Genomic DNA, 15,173 nt, shown 5'->3' with positions numbered 1-15,173 from the left:
CGGGCCCGTACGCGCGTGTCCCCCCGGCCTCGTCGGGCCGGGGGGACACGGGTGGGGAGCGAGGGGATCAGCCGCCGTAGCCGCCGTCCTCCTCGCGGTCCTCGCCGTCGCTGACGTTGGCGCAGGTGTTGCCGAACGCCGGGTTCAGCAGGCCGATGACGTTGACGGTGTTGCCGCAGAGGTTGACCGGGACGTGGACCGGGACCTGGAGGACGTTGCCGGAGGCGACACCGGGCGAGTGGGCGGCGACGGCCTCGGCGCCCGAGTCGGCGACGGCCAGGCCGGCTCCGCTGAGGGCCACGGCACCCGTGCCGGCGAGAACAGCGGCAGCCTTCGCGATGCGAGACATCAAGAACTCCTTGGACGTGGAAAGCGACCGCAGGAATCACGGCCGTCATGCCCGTTCAACGCCGTTCGGGGAAAGCGGTCACGGGCGTTGGGCCGAACGGGAAGAAGGAAAGAAGAAAAAATGGCCCGCGGACCGGAATTCCGTCCGCCGCCGGATACGACGGGACGGCTCCGGTCCGCGGACCGCGGCCATGCGACAAGCCTTCTTCTGCAACGATCGACGGCCCGCCGGGGTGACGGGTGGTGGGTGACGGGAAGAATCGTCCCTTCACCCGCGCGGTCAGCGTCCCCCGGGTGCCAGGCCGAGCCGGGAGTCCAGGGCGCCGCTCAGGGCCGGGGCGAGCAGGCGGACCCTCGGCAGGGTGAGGTCCGGCAGTCCGTCGAGGCCGTCGCCGCGGGGCGCCTCCATCGGGTTGCCGACGGTGGCGCCGGGGGTGGCCGCCGCCACCTCCGAGTGCGGGGTGGTGAGGAGGGCGTGGCCGGGCTCGCTGCCCCGCAGGAGTTCGGGCAGCGGGGCGTCCACCACGGTCTTCGGGAGCGTGCCGGCGAGCGGCACGGCGGGCAGGGTGCCGGTGCCCTCCTGGAAGCCGGTGGGGGCGCCGGGCATCGGGACGGGGACGCCGGTGGCCACCGTGGGGGCGTCCATGGGGAGGACGGGTTCGAGCCCTTCGAGCGGGACGATCACCGGCGCCTCGACGGCGGAGGCCGGCGCGACCAGGGCGGCGGAGGCGAGTGCGGTCACGAGGAGACCCATTCCGGCGTGAGAACGCGGATTCATGCTCTGACAACGAGGCCTTCGGGAGAACGTGGCGGGACTCCCCTGGGTGCGGCAGCGCTCGGGGCCCCCACCGGTGAAGGCGGGGGCCCCGGTTGGCGCGGTGTCCGTACGGAGGGTCAGTGGCGGCGCGCGAACCGCCGTCCGGCACGGGCGTAGACCACGGCACCGCCGATGACGAGCGCGGCGCTGACCGCGGCCGCCCCCGCGAGCGCGGGCTCGCTACCGGTCTCGGGGAGCTGCGGCGGAGTGGTCGGGGGCTTCGTCGGCGGGGTCGCGGGAGGCGTCGTCGACGGAGGGGTCGTGGGCGGTGCGGTCGTGGGAGGAGTGGTCGGCGGCGTCGTCGGCGGCTTGGTGGGAGGCGTCGTCGGCGGCGGCGTCGTGGGACCACAGCTGGGCTTCGGCTGACCGGGCTTGGGGTGCTCGCAGTCGTCCGGCTTGGGCGGGTACGTCGGGGGCGTGGTGGGAGGCGTGGTCGTGGGGGGCGTGGTCGGCGGCGTCGTGGGAGGCGTCGTCGGCGGGGTGGTGGGGGGCGTCGTGGGAGGAGTGGTCGGCGGCGTCGTCGGCGGGGTCGTGGGAGGCGTCGTCGGCGGGGTCGTCGGCGGCTTGGTCGGCGGGGTCGTCGGCGGCTTGGTGGGAGGCGTCGTCGGCGGGTGCGACGGCTCCTCGCCGTAGCCGCCGTCGTCCTCGCCGTACCCGTCGTCAACCTGGCCGTAGCCGTCGCCGTGGCCTCCCTGCTGGCCGCAGAGGTGCCCGACGGCCGCCGCCGCGGCGCCGCCCTTCTCCGCGATCCGGCCGCAGACGTCCGCCGTCAGGGGGCCCTGGACCTGGCCGGCCGCGCCCGGGCCCGGTCCGTCGCCCGCGCCCGGGTGGGAGCCCGCGGCAAGGGCGAAACCGCCGCTCAGCGACAGGATTCCGGTCGCTGCCGCCGCGGTGAGTACTTTCCTGCTGATGATGGACCGCATACCGCTCTTCCTCTGAGAAAAGGAGAGGCCGACGAGGCTCCCCCCTCGCTCCGACCGGCCTGGTGCCCACCGACGTGCGCGGGGGACTGGCGAGAGAGTAGGAGCCGGAGCGGGGCGTGGAGCACGGACCACACGGCAGATCATCTGAAAATCATTCGATCAGCCGACCGTGGGGAACGGGGCGCGAAGGCCTCGGGGAATGCCCGTGGGGGGCACCCGTACCGACGGGGGATCAGCCGCCCAGCGGAAGGCCGCCGGCGAGCGGGAGGCCGCCCAGCAGCGAGCCGCCCTTGGTGGCCTCGTTGAGCTGGGACGCCGTGTCGGTGACGGTCTTCACCGGGGAGCCCTCCGTGGTGCTGCTCAGCACGTCCGTCTTCAGGCCGTTGGCGGCGATGGCCTCCAGGCCGCCGTTCAGGCTGGTGGGGGTGAGCGCCTCCGTGGCCATGGCGGGCGCGGCGGCACCCAGGGCCATCAGCGAACCGGCGACGACCGCGGCGACCTTGGTGGGCTTCATGGGGTGAATCCTTCCGCTGGCTTTCAAGTCACTTCTCGTACGGGCTCCTTGGACGAATCCCGTACGCCGTTCTGCTTCTGTAACGAGAAGTGCGCTTCCCGGAAACTCCGGGAGGAAGGATTTCTCGACACTGCACCCGATCGATGAACCGGCACCACGCGCCGACCGCACACGCGTTCCCCTTTCTCGCGGGCCGGTCGGGCGCCACCCGGGAAGGCCTGCGGCTATAGCCCTCCGCGTTCGGAGAACTACCGAGCGCCACGCATCCGTTCGAGTGAATCCGGGCTCCCGCCCTGCCCCGGAAAGGGGCGTACGCCGTTGCACCGGGCGGCGCGCGGGAGTGCGCCCGAGCGAGTGCCGCCCCTTCACGACAAGGAAAAAGCCGGTGCGCCCGTCCCCGGTGGGGGCGGGCGCACCGGCCTCGAAAGGACCGAACGGACGTGCCGGATCAGTCGTTGACGCAGGCGTTGCCGAAGGCCGGGTTCAGCAGGCCGATGACGTTGACGGTGTTGCCGCAGACGTTGACCGGGATGTGGACCGGGACCTGGGCGACGTTGCCCGAGAGGACGCCGGGGGAGTGCACGGCCGCGGCCTCGGCGCCGGCGTCGGCGACGGCGGAACCGGCGGCACCGGCGACGGCCGCGGCGGCGCTCGCGGTCAGGACAACGGCCTTGGCGATACGGGACATGGAGAAGTTCTCCTCGATCGAATTCATACGACTCGGACTGCGCGGACTGGTCGGTCCGACTCCTTCAACAACGCCTCCGATTTCCATCGGTTGCTCTCCCGAACGGGTGACGTCCGGTCGCCCTTCGGGTCGCGGGAGGGGCGCTCTGACGTTCGGGCGCGGAATCGCGCGACACGCGCGGCGAGTAACGTACCGCCCGGTTAAGGGAGTTAGTGTTTCCGGACATCTCATGCTTACTATCGGCCCGCTCCGGGGTTATAACTTTCCCGAACGTTGCTTCCGGGCCGGCCGCGCGTTCATTCCTTTCGTGCGGACGAAACCTTCTCCCTTCCCGGCCTTCGCGGGTCTTCCCTTCCTTCTCTCAGCAAAGCGGAGAACCTGTATGCGGAATTCAGCGGTTCTTGCCGTGCCCCGCGGCACGTCGGCCGCCCGGGCGGACGTGCGGCGCTGACGTGCTGTCACCATTCGACACGGACCCGGGGTCCGTCACCGTCCTGCACGCGGTCCAGCCCGGCGACGGCGGGGTCGCCCGTGTCGTCGCCGACCTCGTGCGCGCCCAGCGCGCCGCCGGCCTGAGGGTCGCGGTCGCCTGCCCGCCCGGCACCGCCCTCTCCGACGCCGTGCGCGCCGAGGGGGCCGAGGTCCACGACTGGCGGGCCGGCCGCGACCCGGGGCCCGCCCTCGTCCGCGAGACCGCGTCCCTGGCCCGGCTCGTCCGCGCCGTCGGGCCCGACCTCGTCCACGCGCACAGCGCCAAGGCGGGCCTGTGCGCCCGGCTCGTCCTGCGGGGCCGGGTCCCCACGGTGTACCAGCCGCACGCCTGGTCCTTCGAGGCCGTGCGCGGGACGACCGCCGCGCTCGCCCGGCGCTGGGAGCGGTTCGGCGCCCGCTGGACCGACCGGATCCTCTGCGTGAGCGAGGCCGAGCGGCGTACCGGCGAGGCGGCCGGGGTCGAGGCGGACTGGTCGGTCGTCCACAACGGTGTGGACACGGCCCGGTTCGCGAACGACGGGCCGCCCCGCAACCCGGCCCCCACGGTCGTCTGCGTGGGCCGGCTCTGCCGCCAGAAGGGGCAGGACGTGCTGCTCGCCGCCTGGCCCGCCGTCCTCGCGGAGGTGCCCGCGGCCCGGCTCGTCCTGGTCGGCGACGGCCCGGACGCGGAGGGGCTGCGGGCCGCCGCCGGCCCCTCGGTGCGGTTCGCCGGGGCCGTCGGGGACACCGCCCCCTGGTACCGGGCCGCCGACGTGGTCGTCCTGCCGTCCCGCTGGGAGGGCATGGCGCTCGCGCCCCTGGAGGCCATGGCCAGCGGCCGGCCCGTCGTCGTCAGCGACGTGGACGGGGCCCGGGAGAGCCTGCCGCCCGCCCACGAACCCCTGTGCCTGGTCCCGCCCGAGGACCCGGCCGCGCTCGCCGCCGCCCTCGGCCGCCTCCTCGGCAGGCCGGAGCTGCGGCACCGCCTGGGCCGGGAGGCCCACGAGCACGTCCTCAGCCATTTCGATGTCCGGCGCACCGGCGCGGCCGTCGCGGACGTCTACCGCGAGCTGGCCGGAGTGCGGGGGGCCGAGCACAGAGAGCCGATCGCACAGTGACCACGGAAAGCACCAGCGTCCCCTCCTCGCCCGGCCCCTGGCCCACGGCGGGCCAGGGTCAGGGCCAGTCCTTCGGCCTCGCCTCCCTCGCGCCGCCCCGCGGCGCCCCCGGCCGGGTCGACGTGCCGCGCCACCGCCGCCCCCGGGCCCGTACCAGGTCCGGCGCGGCGCCGCTCGTGGTGGCCGACGCCCTGGCGGTCGTCGCGGCCGCCTCGGTCCTGAGCGCGGCGCACCACGACCTCCGGCTCGTCCTGCCGGTCCTGGCGCTCGTCCTGGTCCTCGACGGGCACGCCGGGCTCCACCGGCCCGCCGCGCACGTCCGGGCCCTGGACGAGCTGCCCGCGCTCGCCTCCCGCGCCGGGGTCGCCTGGTGCCTGGCGGCGGCGGGCGTCGCCGCGTACTCCCCGCACCTGGCGATCGGCCCGCTGCGGCTCTGCGCCGCGTACGCCGTCCACGTCCTCCTCGTCTGCGCCGTCCGCGCCCTCGTCATCGGCCGGCGGCGGCGGGTCGCGAAGGCCCACCCCCGGTCGGCGCTCGTCGTCGGCGGGACGGGGGACGCGCGCCGGTTCGCGGCGGCGGCCGTCCAGCATCCCGAGTACGGGGTGCGGCCGGTCGGGATCGTCGGCGTGCCGGAGCAGGGCGGCGCCCGGACGTCCGGGGAGGCCGGGCTCCCGGTGCTCACCACGACCGAGGAGATCCACCGGGCCGTCATCCAGAACACCGTGTGCGACGCGGTGTTCCTGGACGACGACCCGGGCCTGGTGACGCTCTTCCAGCAGTACGGCTGCACCACCTGGCGGGTCGGCGGCCGGCACCAGGACGGGCCGATGGGCGAACACATGTGGGGGTACGCCTGGCACCGGATCGTCCCGCTGGACGAGCGGCGCGGCCTCACCGCCAAGCGGGCCCTGGACATCGCCCTCGCCGCCCCCGCGCTCGTCCTCGCGCTGCCCGTGCTGCTGCTCTGCGCGCTCGCCGTGCGCCTCTCGGACGGCCCCGGGGTCCTGTTCCGGCAGGAGCGGGTCGGCCAGTACGGGCGCCACTTCACGCTGCTCAAGTTCCGTACGCTCCGCCCCTCGGACGACACCGAGTCGGCGACCCGCTGGAACGTGGCGGGCGACCGGCGGATGAGCGCGGCCGGGAGCTTCCTGCGGAAGACCTCCCTGGACGAGCTGCCGCAGCTGTGGAACGTGCTGCGCGGGGACATGAGCCTGGTCGGCCCCCGGCCGGAACGCCCTTACTTCGTCGCCCAGTTCAGCAAGGTCCACGCCGGGTACGCGGCCCGCCACCGGATGCCGGTGGGGCTCACCGGGCTCGCGCAGGTGCACGGGCTGCGCGGCGACACCTCGATCGAGGACCGCTGCCGCTTCGACAACCACTACATCGACCACTGGTCGCTGTGGCAGGACGTCTGCATCCTGTTGCGCACGGCCGCCGAGCTCGTCCGACCCACGGGGAGCTGAGGATGGCCACGGCCGCGACGCTGCCCGTGGTCGGCGCGGGGGCGCGGGACCTGCTCCGCAGGACCGGGACGCCGGCCCCGGTCCTCGCCGTGGTCGCGCTGCTGCTCGTCCCCGGCGGCGGGGGCGCGCAGGGCGGCACCGGCGGCACGGGCACGGTCGCCGACGCGGCCTCCGGGCTCCTCGTCCTGATCTGCCTGGTCCGGGTGGTGCGGGGCGGGGCCCGGCCCCTGACCCGTACGGCGGCCGTCGTCCTCGGGCTGCCGGTCCTCGGGATCTGCCTGGCCGCGATCACCTCGAACGACCCGGCGTCGAGCCTGCCGGGCGTCGCCCGCTACGTGCAGGTCTTCGTCCTGGTCCCGGCGGCCGTGCTCCTGACGGTCCGCGACCGGCGGGACTTCGCCGTGGTCGCCTGGGCGCTCGTCGGGCTCGCGCTGCTCCAGGGCGCTGTGGGCGTCGCCCAGTACCTGACCGGCACGGGCGCCTCGTACCAGGGCGAGGACATCCGGGCGGTCGGCACGTTCGGGGCGACCGACGTGATGGGCATGGCGACCGTCGTCTCGTACGGGCTCGTCGTCGTCACCGGGATCGCGCTCGGCAGCGGTCCCGGGCGGGCCCGGACGGCGGCCCTGGTCTGCGCGGGGCTGCTGTTCCCGCCGCTGGTCCTCTCCTTCAGCCGGGGCGCGTGGATCGCGACCGCGGTCGCCTGCGCGCTCCAGCTGCTCCTGGCGGGGGCGCGCCGGGCGGTGCGGGTCGGCCTCGCGGCGGGGGCGCTCGGGGTGGTCCTCGTCGGCGGCCTCGGGATCGGCTCGGACCTGGTGGAGGAGCGGGTCGCCAGCATCACGCGGGTGACGGCGGCGCCGGACCAGTCGGTGACGGACCGGTACACGATGTGGGCGGCGGCCGGGGAGATGTGGCGCGCGGAACCGCTCACGGGCGTCGGTCTGAAGGGCTTCCCGCAGTACCGCGACGCGCACGCCTCGGTCGCGCTGTCCTCGGGCAGCGACACGGCGGGCGCGGGCGCGGCCTTCCAGCGGCAGCCGCTGCTCTCCCCGCACAACATGTACCTGCTCGTGCTGAGCGAGCAGGGGCTCGTGGGGCTGCTGGCCCTGGCGGGGAGCTGGGCGGCGCTGCTCGTGGGGGCGCTGCGGCGGCGGGGCGGCTTCGGCCCCGGGTCCGGTGCCGGTGCGGACTGCGCACTCGTCGCGACGGGTCTGCTCGTCTGGCAGTTCACCGACTTCTTCTACGCGGACATCGGCGGCCCCTCGACGGTCCTGATGTCGGTCGTGCTCGGCCTGGCGGCCTGGTGGTCGCTGGTGGGGGCGAGACGTGCGTGACCCGTGGGCCGCGGAACCGGAGCCCACGGACGCGGGGTGGCCGGGACCGGCGGGGCCGGGTGACGCGGGGCCCGTGGACGCGCGGTGGTCCGGGGGCACGGGCCCCGTGGACCCGCCGCGGTCCGACGGGCCGCAGCCCGCGTCGTGGCCGGGCCGCTCGCCCCGACAGCCTTGCGGCGCCCCGTCGGCCGACCCCTGGTCGATCCCGCCCCTGAGCCCCACGGACTCCCCGTGGGCCCCGGGGGCCGTCGTGCTGCCGGGGGCGGGGGACGCGGCGCCGTGGCCCGGTGGGGTGCCGGCGTGGACTCCCGAAGCCGACCATCGCCCCGGCGGTGATCCGTTCGACAGCGCCCCGCCCGCGGGCGGCCTCGCCGGGGCCCGTCGTATCGCCGTACGCCATCGGTCCGAGGGCACGGTTGCGGCCACGACCACGAAGCCGACTGCGACGCCGCCGGCACCGCCCCGCCCCGGCCGCCGTGCCCACGCACGCGCGCGCGGGGCGCGGGCCGACAGGCCCCAGGGCCGCGGGTTCCTGGCGAAGGCGGCGGCCGTGACCGCCGGGCTCACCGCCGTCGGGTCGGTGCTCGGGCTCGTACGGGACCAGATCCTGGCCGGGTACTTCGGGGCCGGGGCCGCGACCGACGCGTTCCTGGTGGCGTGGACGGTCCCCGAGTTCGCCTCGACGCTGCTCATCGAGGACGCGATGGCTCTGATCCTGGTGCCCGCGTTCTCCCGCGCCCTGGCCCGGCGCGGCGACGGCGCGCTCGGCGACCCGGTGCGCGCGCTCGTGCGCGGGACGCTCCCCCGGCTCACCCTCACCGTCGGGCTCGCCGCCGCCGTCCTCGTCGTCGCCGCCCCGCTGCTCGTCGCCGCCCTCGCCCCCGGCCTCCCCGACCCGGCGCTCGCGATCGACTGCACGCGCCTCACCGCGACCTGCGTGCTCTCGTTCGCCCTGGTCGGCTACTGCTCGGCCGCGCTGCGCGCGCACGGCCGCTTCCTGCCGCCGGCCCTGATCTACACGGCGTACAACGTGGGGATCATCGGCACGATCCTGGTGCTCCGCGAGCCCTGGGGGGTGCGGTCGGCCGCCGCCGGGGTCGCGGTCGGCGGGGTCCTGATGGTCCTGGTCCAGGCGCCCTTCCTCGTACGGGAGCTGCGCTCCGGCTCCGTACCCCCGCCACCGCGCCCTCCCCGGGCGTCCAGGGCGTCCCGGGGCGGGCAGGACGGCCGGATCCTGGTGATCGGCCTGATCGCGCCGGTCGTCGCGTTCTCTCTGTGCCGCCAGTCGCAGACGCTGATCGAGCGGTTCCTCGCCTCGCCGCTGCCCGCCGGGGCCATCTCGCACCTGAACTACGCGCAGAAGGTCGCGCAGCTGCCGATGATCCTCTCGCTGATGCTGTGCACGGTCAGCTTCCCGGTGGTCGCGCGCGCCCTCGCGGCGGGCGACGAGGAGACGGCCCGCCACCGGGTCGAACGGGACCTGCTGCTCGCCGCCGTCGTGGTGCTCGTCGGCGCCTCGACGGTGATCGCCGCCGCCCCCAGGATCGTCGAACTCCTCTTCGAGCGCGGGGAGTTCGGGGGCGCCGACACCACCGCGACCGCCGCCGTCATGCGGGTGTACGCGCTCGGCCTGCTGGGCCAGACGATGGTCGGCGCCCTGGTCCGCTGCTACTTCTCCGCCGCCCGCCCGCTCTGGTACCCGGCCGCCGCCATGGGCGCGGGGCTCGTCGCGACCGGCGCCGCGGGCGTGCCCGGCGCCCAGTACTGGGGCGCGGTCGGCATCGCCGGCGCCAACGCGCTCGGCATCACCCTGACCGCCGTCCTGCTCCTGCGGGGCGCGCACCGCCAGTCCGTCCCGGTCCGGTCCGGCCGGCTCGGCACCCAGCTGCTCCGGCTCGCCGCCGCCGGTGCGTGCGCCACCGGGGCCGGCTGGATCTGCTCGGTCGCGATCGGCCCCGCCGTCCCGGCCGTCGCCGTCGCCGCCCTCGCCGCCACCGGCGTCCTCGTGCTCTTCCTGGCCTGCGCCCCCGAGGCGTCCGGCCTTCCTTCCCTGCCCCGCTCCGCCTATCGGAGGACCCCCCATGCCCGCCGTCACCGCGCCGAGCCGTCTGCTGCCGAGGCCTTCCCTGCTGCCGAAACCGCCCCTGTGGGTGGCGATGTACCACTCGATCGCGGACACCGCCGATGATCCGTACCGGGTGACCGTCTCCCCGGCGCGTTTCGCCCGGCAGCTGCGCTGGCTGCGCGACCGGGGGCTGCGCGGGGTGTCGGTGCGGGAGCTGCTGGCCGCCACCGCCCAGGGGCGCGCCAAGGGCCTGGTGGGTCTGACCTTCGACGACGGCTACGCGGACTTCGTGGACTCGGCGCTGCCGCTGCTCCGCCGGCACGGCTTCACGGCCACGGTGTACGTCCTGCCGGGCCGGCTCGGCGGCGAGAACGGCTGGGACACGGCAGGACCGCGCAAGCGGCTGCTGTCCGGGGAGGAGATCCGGCGGATCTCCCGCGCCGGGATGGAGATCGGCTCGCACGGCCTGACGCACGTGGCGCTGCCCGAGGCCGACGACCGGACGCTCGTCGCCGAGACCCGCCGCAGCCGCGAGGTCCTGGAGGAGATGACGGGCCGTCCGGTGGAGGGCTTCTGCTATCCGTACGGGCGGGTCGACCCGCGCGCGATGCGGGCCGTGCGCCGGGCAGGCTACCGCTACGCCTGCGCGATCGACCCGGGCCCGTACACCGGCGCGTACGCCCTGCCCCGCATCCACATCGGCGAGAACGACACCGCCTGGCGGCTCGCCGCCAAGCGCCTGCTGCACCCGCTGCGCCGCCGCCGGCCCGCCGACCTGCCGCTCCCCGCCGCGCACGCCCCGGCCGTGGTGGGTGCGCGATGAGGGTCCTGCACGTCATCACCGGCCTCGGCATCGGCGGCGCCGAGCAGCAGCTCCGCCTCCTGCTGCGCCACCTGCCCGTCCAGGGCCGGGTGGTGACGCTCACCAACCCGGGAGCGGTCGCCGCCGGCATCGAGGCGGACGGCACCCCCGTCACCCACCTCGGCATGACCGGCAACCGCGACCTCGGCGCCCTCCCCCGCCTCGCCCGCATCGTCCGGCAGGGCCGCTACGACCTCGTGCACACGCACCTGTACCGGGCGTGCGTGTACGGCAGGGCGGCGGCCCGGATCGCCGGGGTGCGCCGGATCGTCGCCACCGAGCACTCCCTCGGCGCGCACCAGATCGAGGGCCGGCCGCTGTCGGCGGGCACCCGCGCCCTCTACCTGGCGTCCGAGCGGCTGGGCACCTCCACGGTCGCCGTCTCGCCCAGCGTGGCCCGGCGGCTCGCGGACTGGGGGGTGCCCGAGGAGCGCATCCGGGTGGTGCCGAACGGCATCGAGACCGCCCGGTTCGCCTACGATCCCGCGGCCCGCCGCCGGACCCGGGCGGCGCTCGGCCTCCCCGAGGACGCGTACGTGGTCGGCGGGGTGGGACGGCTGGCCCCCGGGAAGCGGTTCGACCTGCTCGTACGGGCGGTGGCGGCGGTCCCGGAGGCCCGGCTGCTGCTCGTCGGCGAGGGCGGCGAGCGGGAGGAGCTGCTGCGGCTCGCCCGGGAACTGGGGGCGGCCGACCGGGTGCTGCTCACCGGGGCCTGCGCGGACCCGCCGCCCGCCGGCTCGACCGGGCCGTCGCTGCCCGGACTGCTCGCCGCCATGGACGTCTTCGTGTCCGCCTCGCCCGACGAGGCCTTCGGGCTCGCGGTCGTCGAGGCGCTCGCGGCGGGCCTGCCCGTCCTGTACGCGGCCTGCCCGGCGATCGAGGACCTGCCGGCGGACGCGGCCCCGGGCGCGCGCCGCACCGGCGGGTCCGCGCCCGAACTGGCCGCCGCCCTCCGTGACCTGGCGGTGGCCCGGCCCGCCCGGCTCCCGGTGCCGGAGGCCGCCCGCCACTACGACATCGCGCGCAGCGCCCGGCAGTTGGCGTCCCTCTACGACCAGGCCGTCCCCACCCCGTCGACCCGCTTGAACTGAGAGAAGTCCGACCCATGAAGACCACCACACCGTCCCGCGCCTTCCCGCCCGCCGGGCTCCGTCTCCCCGGCCGCTGGGCGGTGCTGCCCGCCGCCGTCCTCGCCGGAGCCGTGCTCGGCGGCGGCTACGGAGCCCTGAAGACGCCGGAGTACGCGGCGACCAGTTACGTCATCGTCGTACCGGCCGGGAAGTCCGACCCGGCGGGGGCCCTCGGTTTCGCCCAGGCGTACGGGCGGGTCGCCACCGACATCGCGGTGACCGGTGACGCCCAGGTGTGGGCCGGGGTGACGGCCGCGACGCTGCGGAGGCAGGTGACGGCGGAGACCTCCCCGGACGCCCCGATGATCTCGATCACCGCGCGGGCCGAGCGGCCCGCGAAGGCCGTGTCCATGGCCGACGGGGTGGCCAGGGCGCTCATCCTGGACAGCTCGCACGTGGCGGCCAGCACGGGCGTGAAGGTCGTGCAGTTCTCCCGCGCCACGAAGCCCCTCGACCCGGTCTCCCCGTCCGCGCCGCTCGCCGCGCTCGTCGGCGGCTGCGCGGGCGGCCTCCTCGGCGGCCTGGGCCTCCTCGTCCGCCCGAAGCGGGCCGCCGCGCGCGGCGAGTCCCGCCACTCCCGCCGGGCCGGGGCCCCCGTGCCCGCCCCGGCGGCCGGCGCGCACCAGCCGGAGACGGTGTGACCGCGGGCGCCCTGCGGACGGAGGTCTGCCGTGACGAGGAGGGGTTCGGGCGGCTCGCGGCCGAGTGGACGGCGCTGTACGGCCGCTGCTCCTCCGCCACCCCCTTCCAGTCCCACTCCTGGCTGCACTCCTGGTGGCTCTCGTACGGGCGGCCCGGTGCGCTGCGGGTGGTGCTCGTACGGCGCGGGGACGGCGCGCTGGTCGCCGCCGCGCCCCTGATGCGGGCCCGGGGCCCGCTGCCCGTGCTCACCCTGCTCGGCGGCTCGATCACCGACTTCACGGACGTGCTCCTGGACGACGGCTGCCCGGAGGCGGTCCCCGCCCTGGTCCGGGCGGTCGCGCGGACCGCCCGGGGGGCGGTGGTGGACCTGCGGGAGGTCCGGCCGGGCGCGGCCGGCGAACGGGTCTTCGCCCACTGGCGGGGGCCGCGCCGGCGGCTGCCCGACTCTCTGTGCCTGGAGCTGCCGGCCGTCCCGATGGAGGGCCTGCTCGAACGGATCCCCTCCGGGAAGGCCCAGCGGGTACGCGCCAAGCTGCGCAAGCTGGACGCGCTCGGCATCGACGCGCGCGTGGTGACCGGCGAGGAGGTCCCGGCCGCCCTGGGCCGGCTCCTGGCGCTCCACCGGCTCCAGTGGCAGGGCCGGGGCGTCACCGCCGAGCACACCAGCGAGCGCTTCGCCCAGCACCTGAACCGGGCCGTGCGGCCCATGGTGGAGCGGGGGGACGCGATGGTCACCGAATTCCGGCTGGCCGGGGACGTGGTCGCCGCCGACCTGACGCTGATGTCGCCGCGCCTGGCCGGCGGCTACCTGTACGGCGCCGATCCGGCGCTGCGGGACCGCAAGGTGGACGTGGCGACGATGCTGCTGCGGCACGGGGCCCGCGAGACCAGCGCGGGCGGGCGGGCCACGCTGAGCATGCTGCGGGGCAGTGAACCGTACAAGCACCACTGGCGCCCGGAGCCCGTGCGCAACTCCCGGCTGCTCCTCGCCGGGCGCGGTACGGCCCCGCTGCTCTGGCTCCGCGCGGGCGCGGCCGGCGCGCGGAGCTGGGCGGCCCGCCAGGCCCGGGAACGGGCCTGGGCGGGGCGGGCGCTCGACCGGATGAAGGGCCGCCCGCCCCGGTCGGGGCCGGTCAGAAGGGCCAGACGCCCTTGAGCGCCTCCTTCCAGTCGAGGTCGACCTCGTCCTTCAGGGTGCCCGTCGGCACGCAGACGGGCCCTCCGAGCCAGCTCTCCACCCAGGAACCGAGGTCGACGGTCCAGCAGTCGGTCTGGGGCACGGGCGTGGGAAGGGGCACGGGCGTGGGCTCGGGCTGAGTGGGCGCGGGCTTCGGCTCGGGCTGTGTGGGGGTCGGCGTGGGGGTGGGAGTGGGAGTCGGCGTGGACGTGGGCGCCGGCGTCGTCGGCGCGGGCTTCGGCTCGGGCTGCGTGGGAGACGGCGTCGGGGTCGGCGTCGGCGTCGGCTCGGGTTCCGGCGTCGTCTGCGTCGGCGCGGGCTTCGGCTCGGGCTGCGTGGGAGACGGCGTCGGGGTCGGCGTCGGCTCGGGCTCGGGTTCCGGCGCGGGCTGCGTGGGAGTGGGAGTGGGAGTGGGCGTAGGCACCGGCGTCGGTACAGGCGTAGGAACCGGCGTCGGGAGCTCCGGCTCCTTCCCGTACAGCATCTGGCGGAAGACCAGTGACGACCGCGGGTTTTCGTCGCACTGCCAGACGCCGTGCGGGCAGTAGTCGGTGATCGTGTGGTAGAGCGGCTTGTGCTGCTCCATCCATTCGAGCATGCGCCGCATGTATTCCGGGTTGTCGCCGTTCCGGAAGAGGCCCCATTCGGGATAGGAGATCAGCTTTCCGTGCTCGGCCGCGAATTCGATCTGCTTCCGCAGGCCGTACGGTTCGTCGACGTGTTCGTCGAAACTGCTTCCCGGCGGCTGGTCGTACGAATCCATGCCGATGATGTCCACGACGTCGTCGCCCGGGTAGCACTCGGTCCACGGAACGGCGTCGCGGCCGCGGCTCGGGTTGAAGTCGAAGCGGAACTTCTGACCGGGGACGGAGCGCATCGCGGCGACGATGCGGTTCCAGTACTGCTTCCAGGCCTCGGGGTCGGGCCCGCACCGGTGGGTGTAGGTGATGCCGTTCATCTCCCAGCCGAGGACGACGACGGTGTCGTTCGCCCTCAGCTCGACGAGGCGCCGGGCGAGGGTCCTGAAGTGGTGGTCGTAGTGCCCGGCCGCGCCGAGCCGGAGCAGCCGGCGGACCTCGGCGTCCGGGACGCGGGCCTCGTTGCGCTCCAGCATGGGGACGTTGAGGACGAAGAGGCGATCGGCCTTCTCGTTGCGCCAGCGCGCCCAGGCGTCGAGGAAGCCGGGAGGTCCCTCGATGTTCTTCCAGAGGTCGCCGGGCAGGTAGGTGTGGCCGACGCGGAGTTCGCGGCCGCCGAGCCAGCGTTCGAGTTCGCCGATGCGGGCGACCCCGTACGCGCCGGAGGACAGGAAGGCCCCCATGGCGCCGGCGACCGACGACGGCCCGGGGTCCTGCGCCTCCCGCGTCACCCCGGCGTCCCCCGTCTCCCGTCCGTCCACGGGCTCCGCGGCGTGGGCGGGGGGCGACAGCGCGAGGGAGCCCGAGGCGAGGAGACCGGCGGTGAACACCCCCAGCCATGCTCTCGAACTTCTCCGGCTTGCAGCTTTCATGGCCGCTCCTCCGCGTCGCACAGTAGGTGACAGATCGTCAATCGGATGTTCCGAAAGTATTCCTAATGCGCCGTCCGTGAACTCGGCTTTCCTCCGCTCGTTGGTCCATTA

14 protein-coding genes are annotated in these 15,173 nt (G+C 75.4%); 8 read left to right on the top strand and 6 right to left on the bottom strand.

The window, feature by feature from the left end:
* Positions 1 to 67 precede the first annotated feature (67 nt).
* The 5 genes from CP977_RS21880 to CP977_RS21860 form a co-directional block, all read right to left on the bottom strand.
* Positions 68 to 349 (bottom strand): chaplin, encoded by a 282-nt coding sequence (locus CP977_RS21880; RefSeq protein WP_062752488.1) that lies wholly within the window; start codon positions 347 to 349, stop codon positions 68 to 70.
* Between the two features lie 279 nt (positions 350 to 628).
* A complete protein-coding gene (locus CP977_RS21875) occupies positions 629 to 1,090 on the bottom strand; it encodes a hypothetical protein (RefSeq protein WP_229991396.1) in 462 nt (153 codons plus the stop codon).
* 152 nt (positions 1,091 to 1,242) lie between these two features.
* Positions 1,243 to 2,088 carry a hypothetical protein gene (locus CP977_RS34475; protein ID WP_183953226.1) on the bottom strand — a complete coding sequence of 282 codons (846 nt, stop codon included), beginning with the start codon at positions 2,086 to 2,088 and terminating at the stop codon, positions 1,243 to 1,245.
* Between the two features lie 232 nt (positions 2,089 to 2,320).
* Positions 2,321 to 2,602, bottom strand: coding sequence for a hypothetical protein (locus CP977_RS21865; protein WP_062752491.1), 282 nt, complete (start codon positions 2,600 to 2,602; stop codon positions 2,321 to 2,323).
* Between the two features lie 448 nt (positions 2,603 to 3,050).
* Positions 3,051 to 3,290 carry a chaplin gene (locus CP977_RS21860; RefSeq protein WP_062756905.1) on the bottom strand — a complete coding sequence of 80 codons (240 nt, stop codon included), beginning with the start codon at positions 3,288 to 3,290 and terminating at the stop codon, positions 3,051 to 3,053.
* Between the two features lie 452 nt (positions 3,291 to 3,742).
* Between CP977_RS21860 and CP977_RS21855 the strand changes: the two genes are divergently transcribed.
* The 8 genes from CP977_RS21855 to CP977_RS21820 all read left to right on the top strand — a co-directional run bounded on the left by CP977_RS21855 (position 3,743) and on the right by CP977_RS21820 (position 13,531).
* A complete protein-coding gene (locus CP977_RS21855; RefSeq protein ID WP_062752492.1) occupies positions 3,743 to 4,879 on the top strand; it encodes a glycosyltransferase in 1,137 nt (378 codons plus the stop codon).
* A complete protein-coding gene (locus CP977_RS21850; protein WP_152370679.1) occupies positions 4,876 to 6,342 on the top strand; it encodes a sugar transferase in 1,467 nt (488 codons plus the stop codon). The genes CP977_RS21855 and CP977_RS21850 overlap by 4 nt, the downstream gene beginning before the upstream one ends.
* Before the next feature lie 2 nt (positions 6,343 to 6,344).
* Complete coding sequence (locus CP977_RS21845; protein WP_109185264.1) at positions 6,345 to 7,676, top strand: O-antigen ligase family protein; 1,332 nt, start codon at positions 6,345 to 6,347, stop codon at positions 7,674 to 7,676.
* A gap of 550 nt (positions 7,677 to 8,226) precedes the next feature.
* Positions 8,227 to 9,864 (top strand): lipid II flippase MurJ, encoded by a 1,638-nt coding sequence (locus CP977_RS21840; RefSeq protein ID WP_372460616.1) that lies wholly within the window; start codon positions 8,227 to 8,229, stop codon positions 9,862 to 9,864.
* On the top strand, positions 9,758 to 10,564 hold the full coding sequence (locus CP977_RS21835) for a polysaccharide deacetylase family protein (RefSeq protein WP_152370678.1): 807 nt from the start codon (positions 9,758 to 9,760) through the stop codon (positions 10,562 to 10,564). Before CP977_RS21840 ends, CP977_RS21835 begins: the two co-directional genes overlap by 107 nt.
* A complete protein-coding gene (locus CP977_RS21830) occupies positions 10,561 to 11,694 on the top strand; it encodes a glycosyltransferase (RefSeq protein WP_109185262.1) in 1,134 nt (377 codons plus the stop codon). Before CP977_RS21835 ends, CP977_RS21830 begins: the two co-directional genes overlap by 4 nt.
* 14 nt (positions 11,695 to 11,708) lie before the next feature.
* Entirely contained in the window at positions 11,709 to 12,374 is a 666-nt protein-coding gene (locus CP977_RS21825; protein WP_062752496.1) for a YveK family protein, read from the top strand.
* A complete protein-coding gene (locus tag CP977_RS21820; protein ID WP_152370677.1) occupies positions 12,371 to 13,531 on the top strand; it encodes a GNAT family N-acetyltransferase in 1,161 nt (386 codons plus the stop codon). Before CP977_RS21825 ends, CP977_RS21820 begins: the two co-directional genes overlap by 4 nt.
* Here CP977_RS21820 and CP977_RS21815 read toward each other — a convergent pair.
* Positions 13,509 to 15,062: a glycoside hydrolase family 26 protein gene (locus CP977_RS21815; RefSeq protein WP_152370676.1), complete on the bottom strand. Its 1,554-nt coding sequence runs from the start codon at positions 15,060 to 15,062 to the stop codon at positions 13,509 to 13,511. The two genes, CP977_RS21820 and CP977_RS21815, sit on opposite strands and share 23 nt — an antisense overlap.
* Between the last annotated feature and the right edge of the window lie 111 nt (positions 15,063 to 15,173).

Source organism: Streptomyces cinereoruber (assembly GCF_009299385.1).
In the GTDB taxonomy this organism is placed as follows: domain Bacteria; phylum Actinomycetota; class Actinomycetes; order Streptomycetales; family Streptomycetaceae; genus Streptomyces; species Streptomyces bikiniensis.
This window is presented reverse-complemented; position numbering and strand designations above follow the sequence as displayed.

Bases quoted from the DNA above. Each gene is read 5' to 3' on its own strand.
- CP977_RS21835 (WP_152370678.1), top strand. From the start codon at position 9,758: ATGCCCGCCGTCACCGCGCCGAGCCGTCTGCTGCCGAGGCCTTCCCTG.
- CP977_RS21830 (WP_109185262.1), top strand. From the start codon at position 10,561: ATGAGGGTCCTGCACGTCATCACCGGCCTCGGCATCGGCGGCGCCGAG.
- CP977_RS21865 (WP_062752491.1), bottom strand. From the start codon at position 2,602: ATGAAGCCCACCAAGGTCGCCGCGGTCGTCGCCGGTTCGCTGATGGCC.
- CP977_RS21825 (WP_062752496.1), top strand. From the start codon at position 11,709: ATGAAGACCACCACACCGTCCCGCGCCTTCCCGCCCGCCGGGCTCCGT.
- CP977_RS21815 (WP_152370676.1), bottom strand. From the start codon at position 15,062: ATGAAAGCTGCAAGCCGGAGAAGTTCGAGAGCATGGCTGGGGGTGTTC.
- CP977_RS21880 (WP_062752488.1), bottom strand. From the start codon at position 349: ATGTCTCGCATCGCGAAGGCTGCCGCTGTTCTCGCCGGCACGGGTGCC.
- CP977_RS21860 (WP_062756905.1), bottom strand. From the start codon at position 3,290: ATGTCCCGTATCGCCAAGGCCGTTGTCCTGACCGCGAGCGCCGCCGCG.
- CP977_RS34475 (WP_183953226.1), bottom strand. From the start codon at position 2,088: ATGCGGTCCATCATCAGCAGGAAAGTACTCACCGCGGCGGCAGCGACC.
- CP977_RS21845 (WP_109185264.1), top strand. From the start codon at position 6,345: ATGGCCACGGCCGCGACGCTGCCCGTGGTCGGCGCGGGGGCGCGGGAC.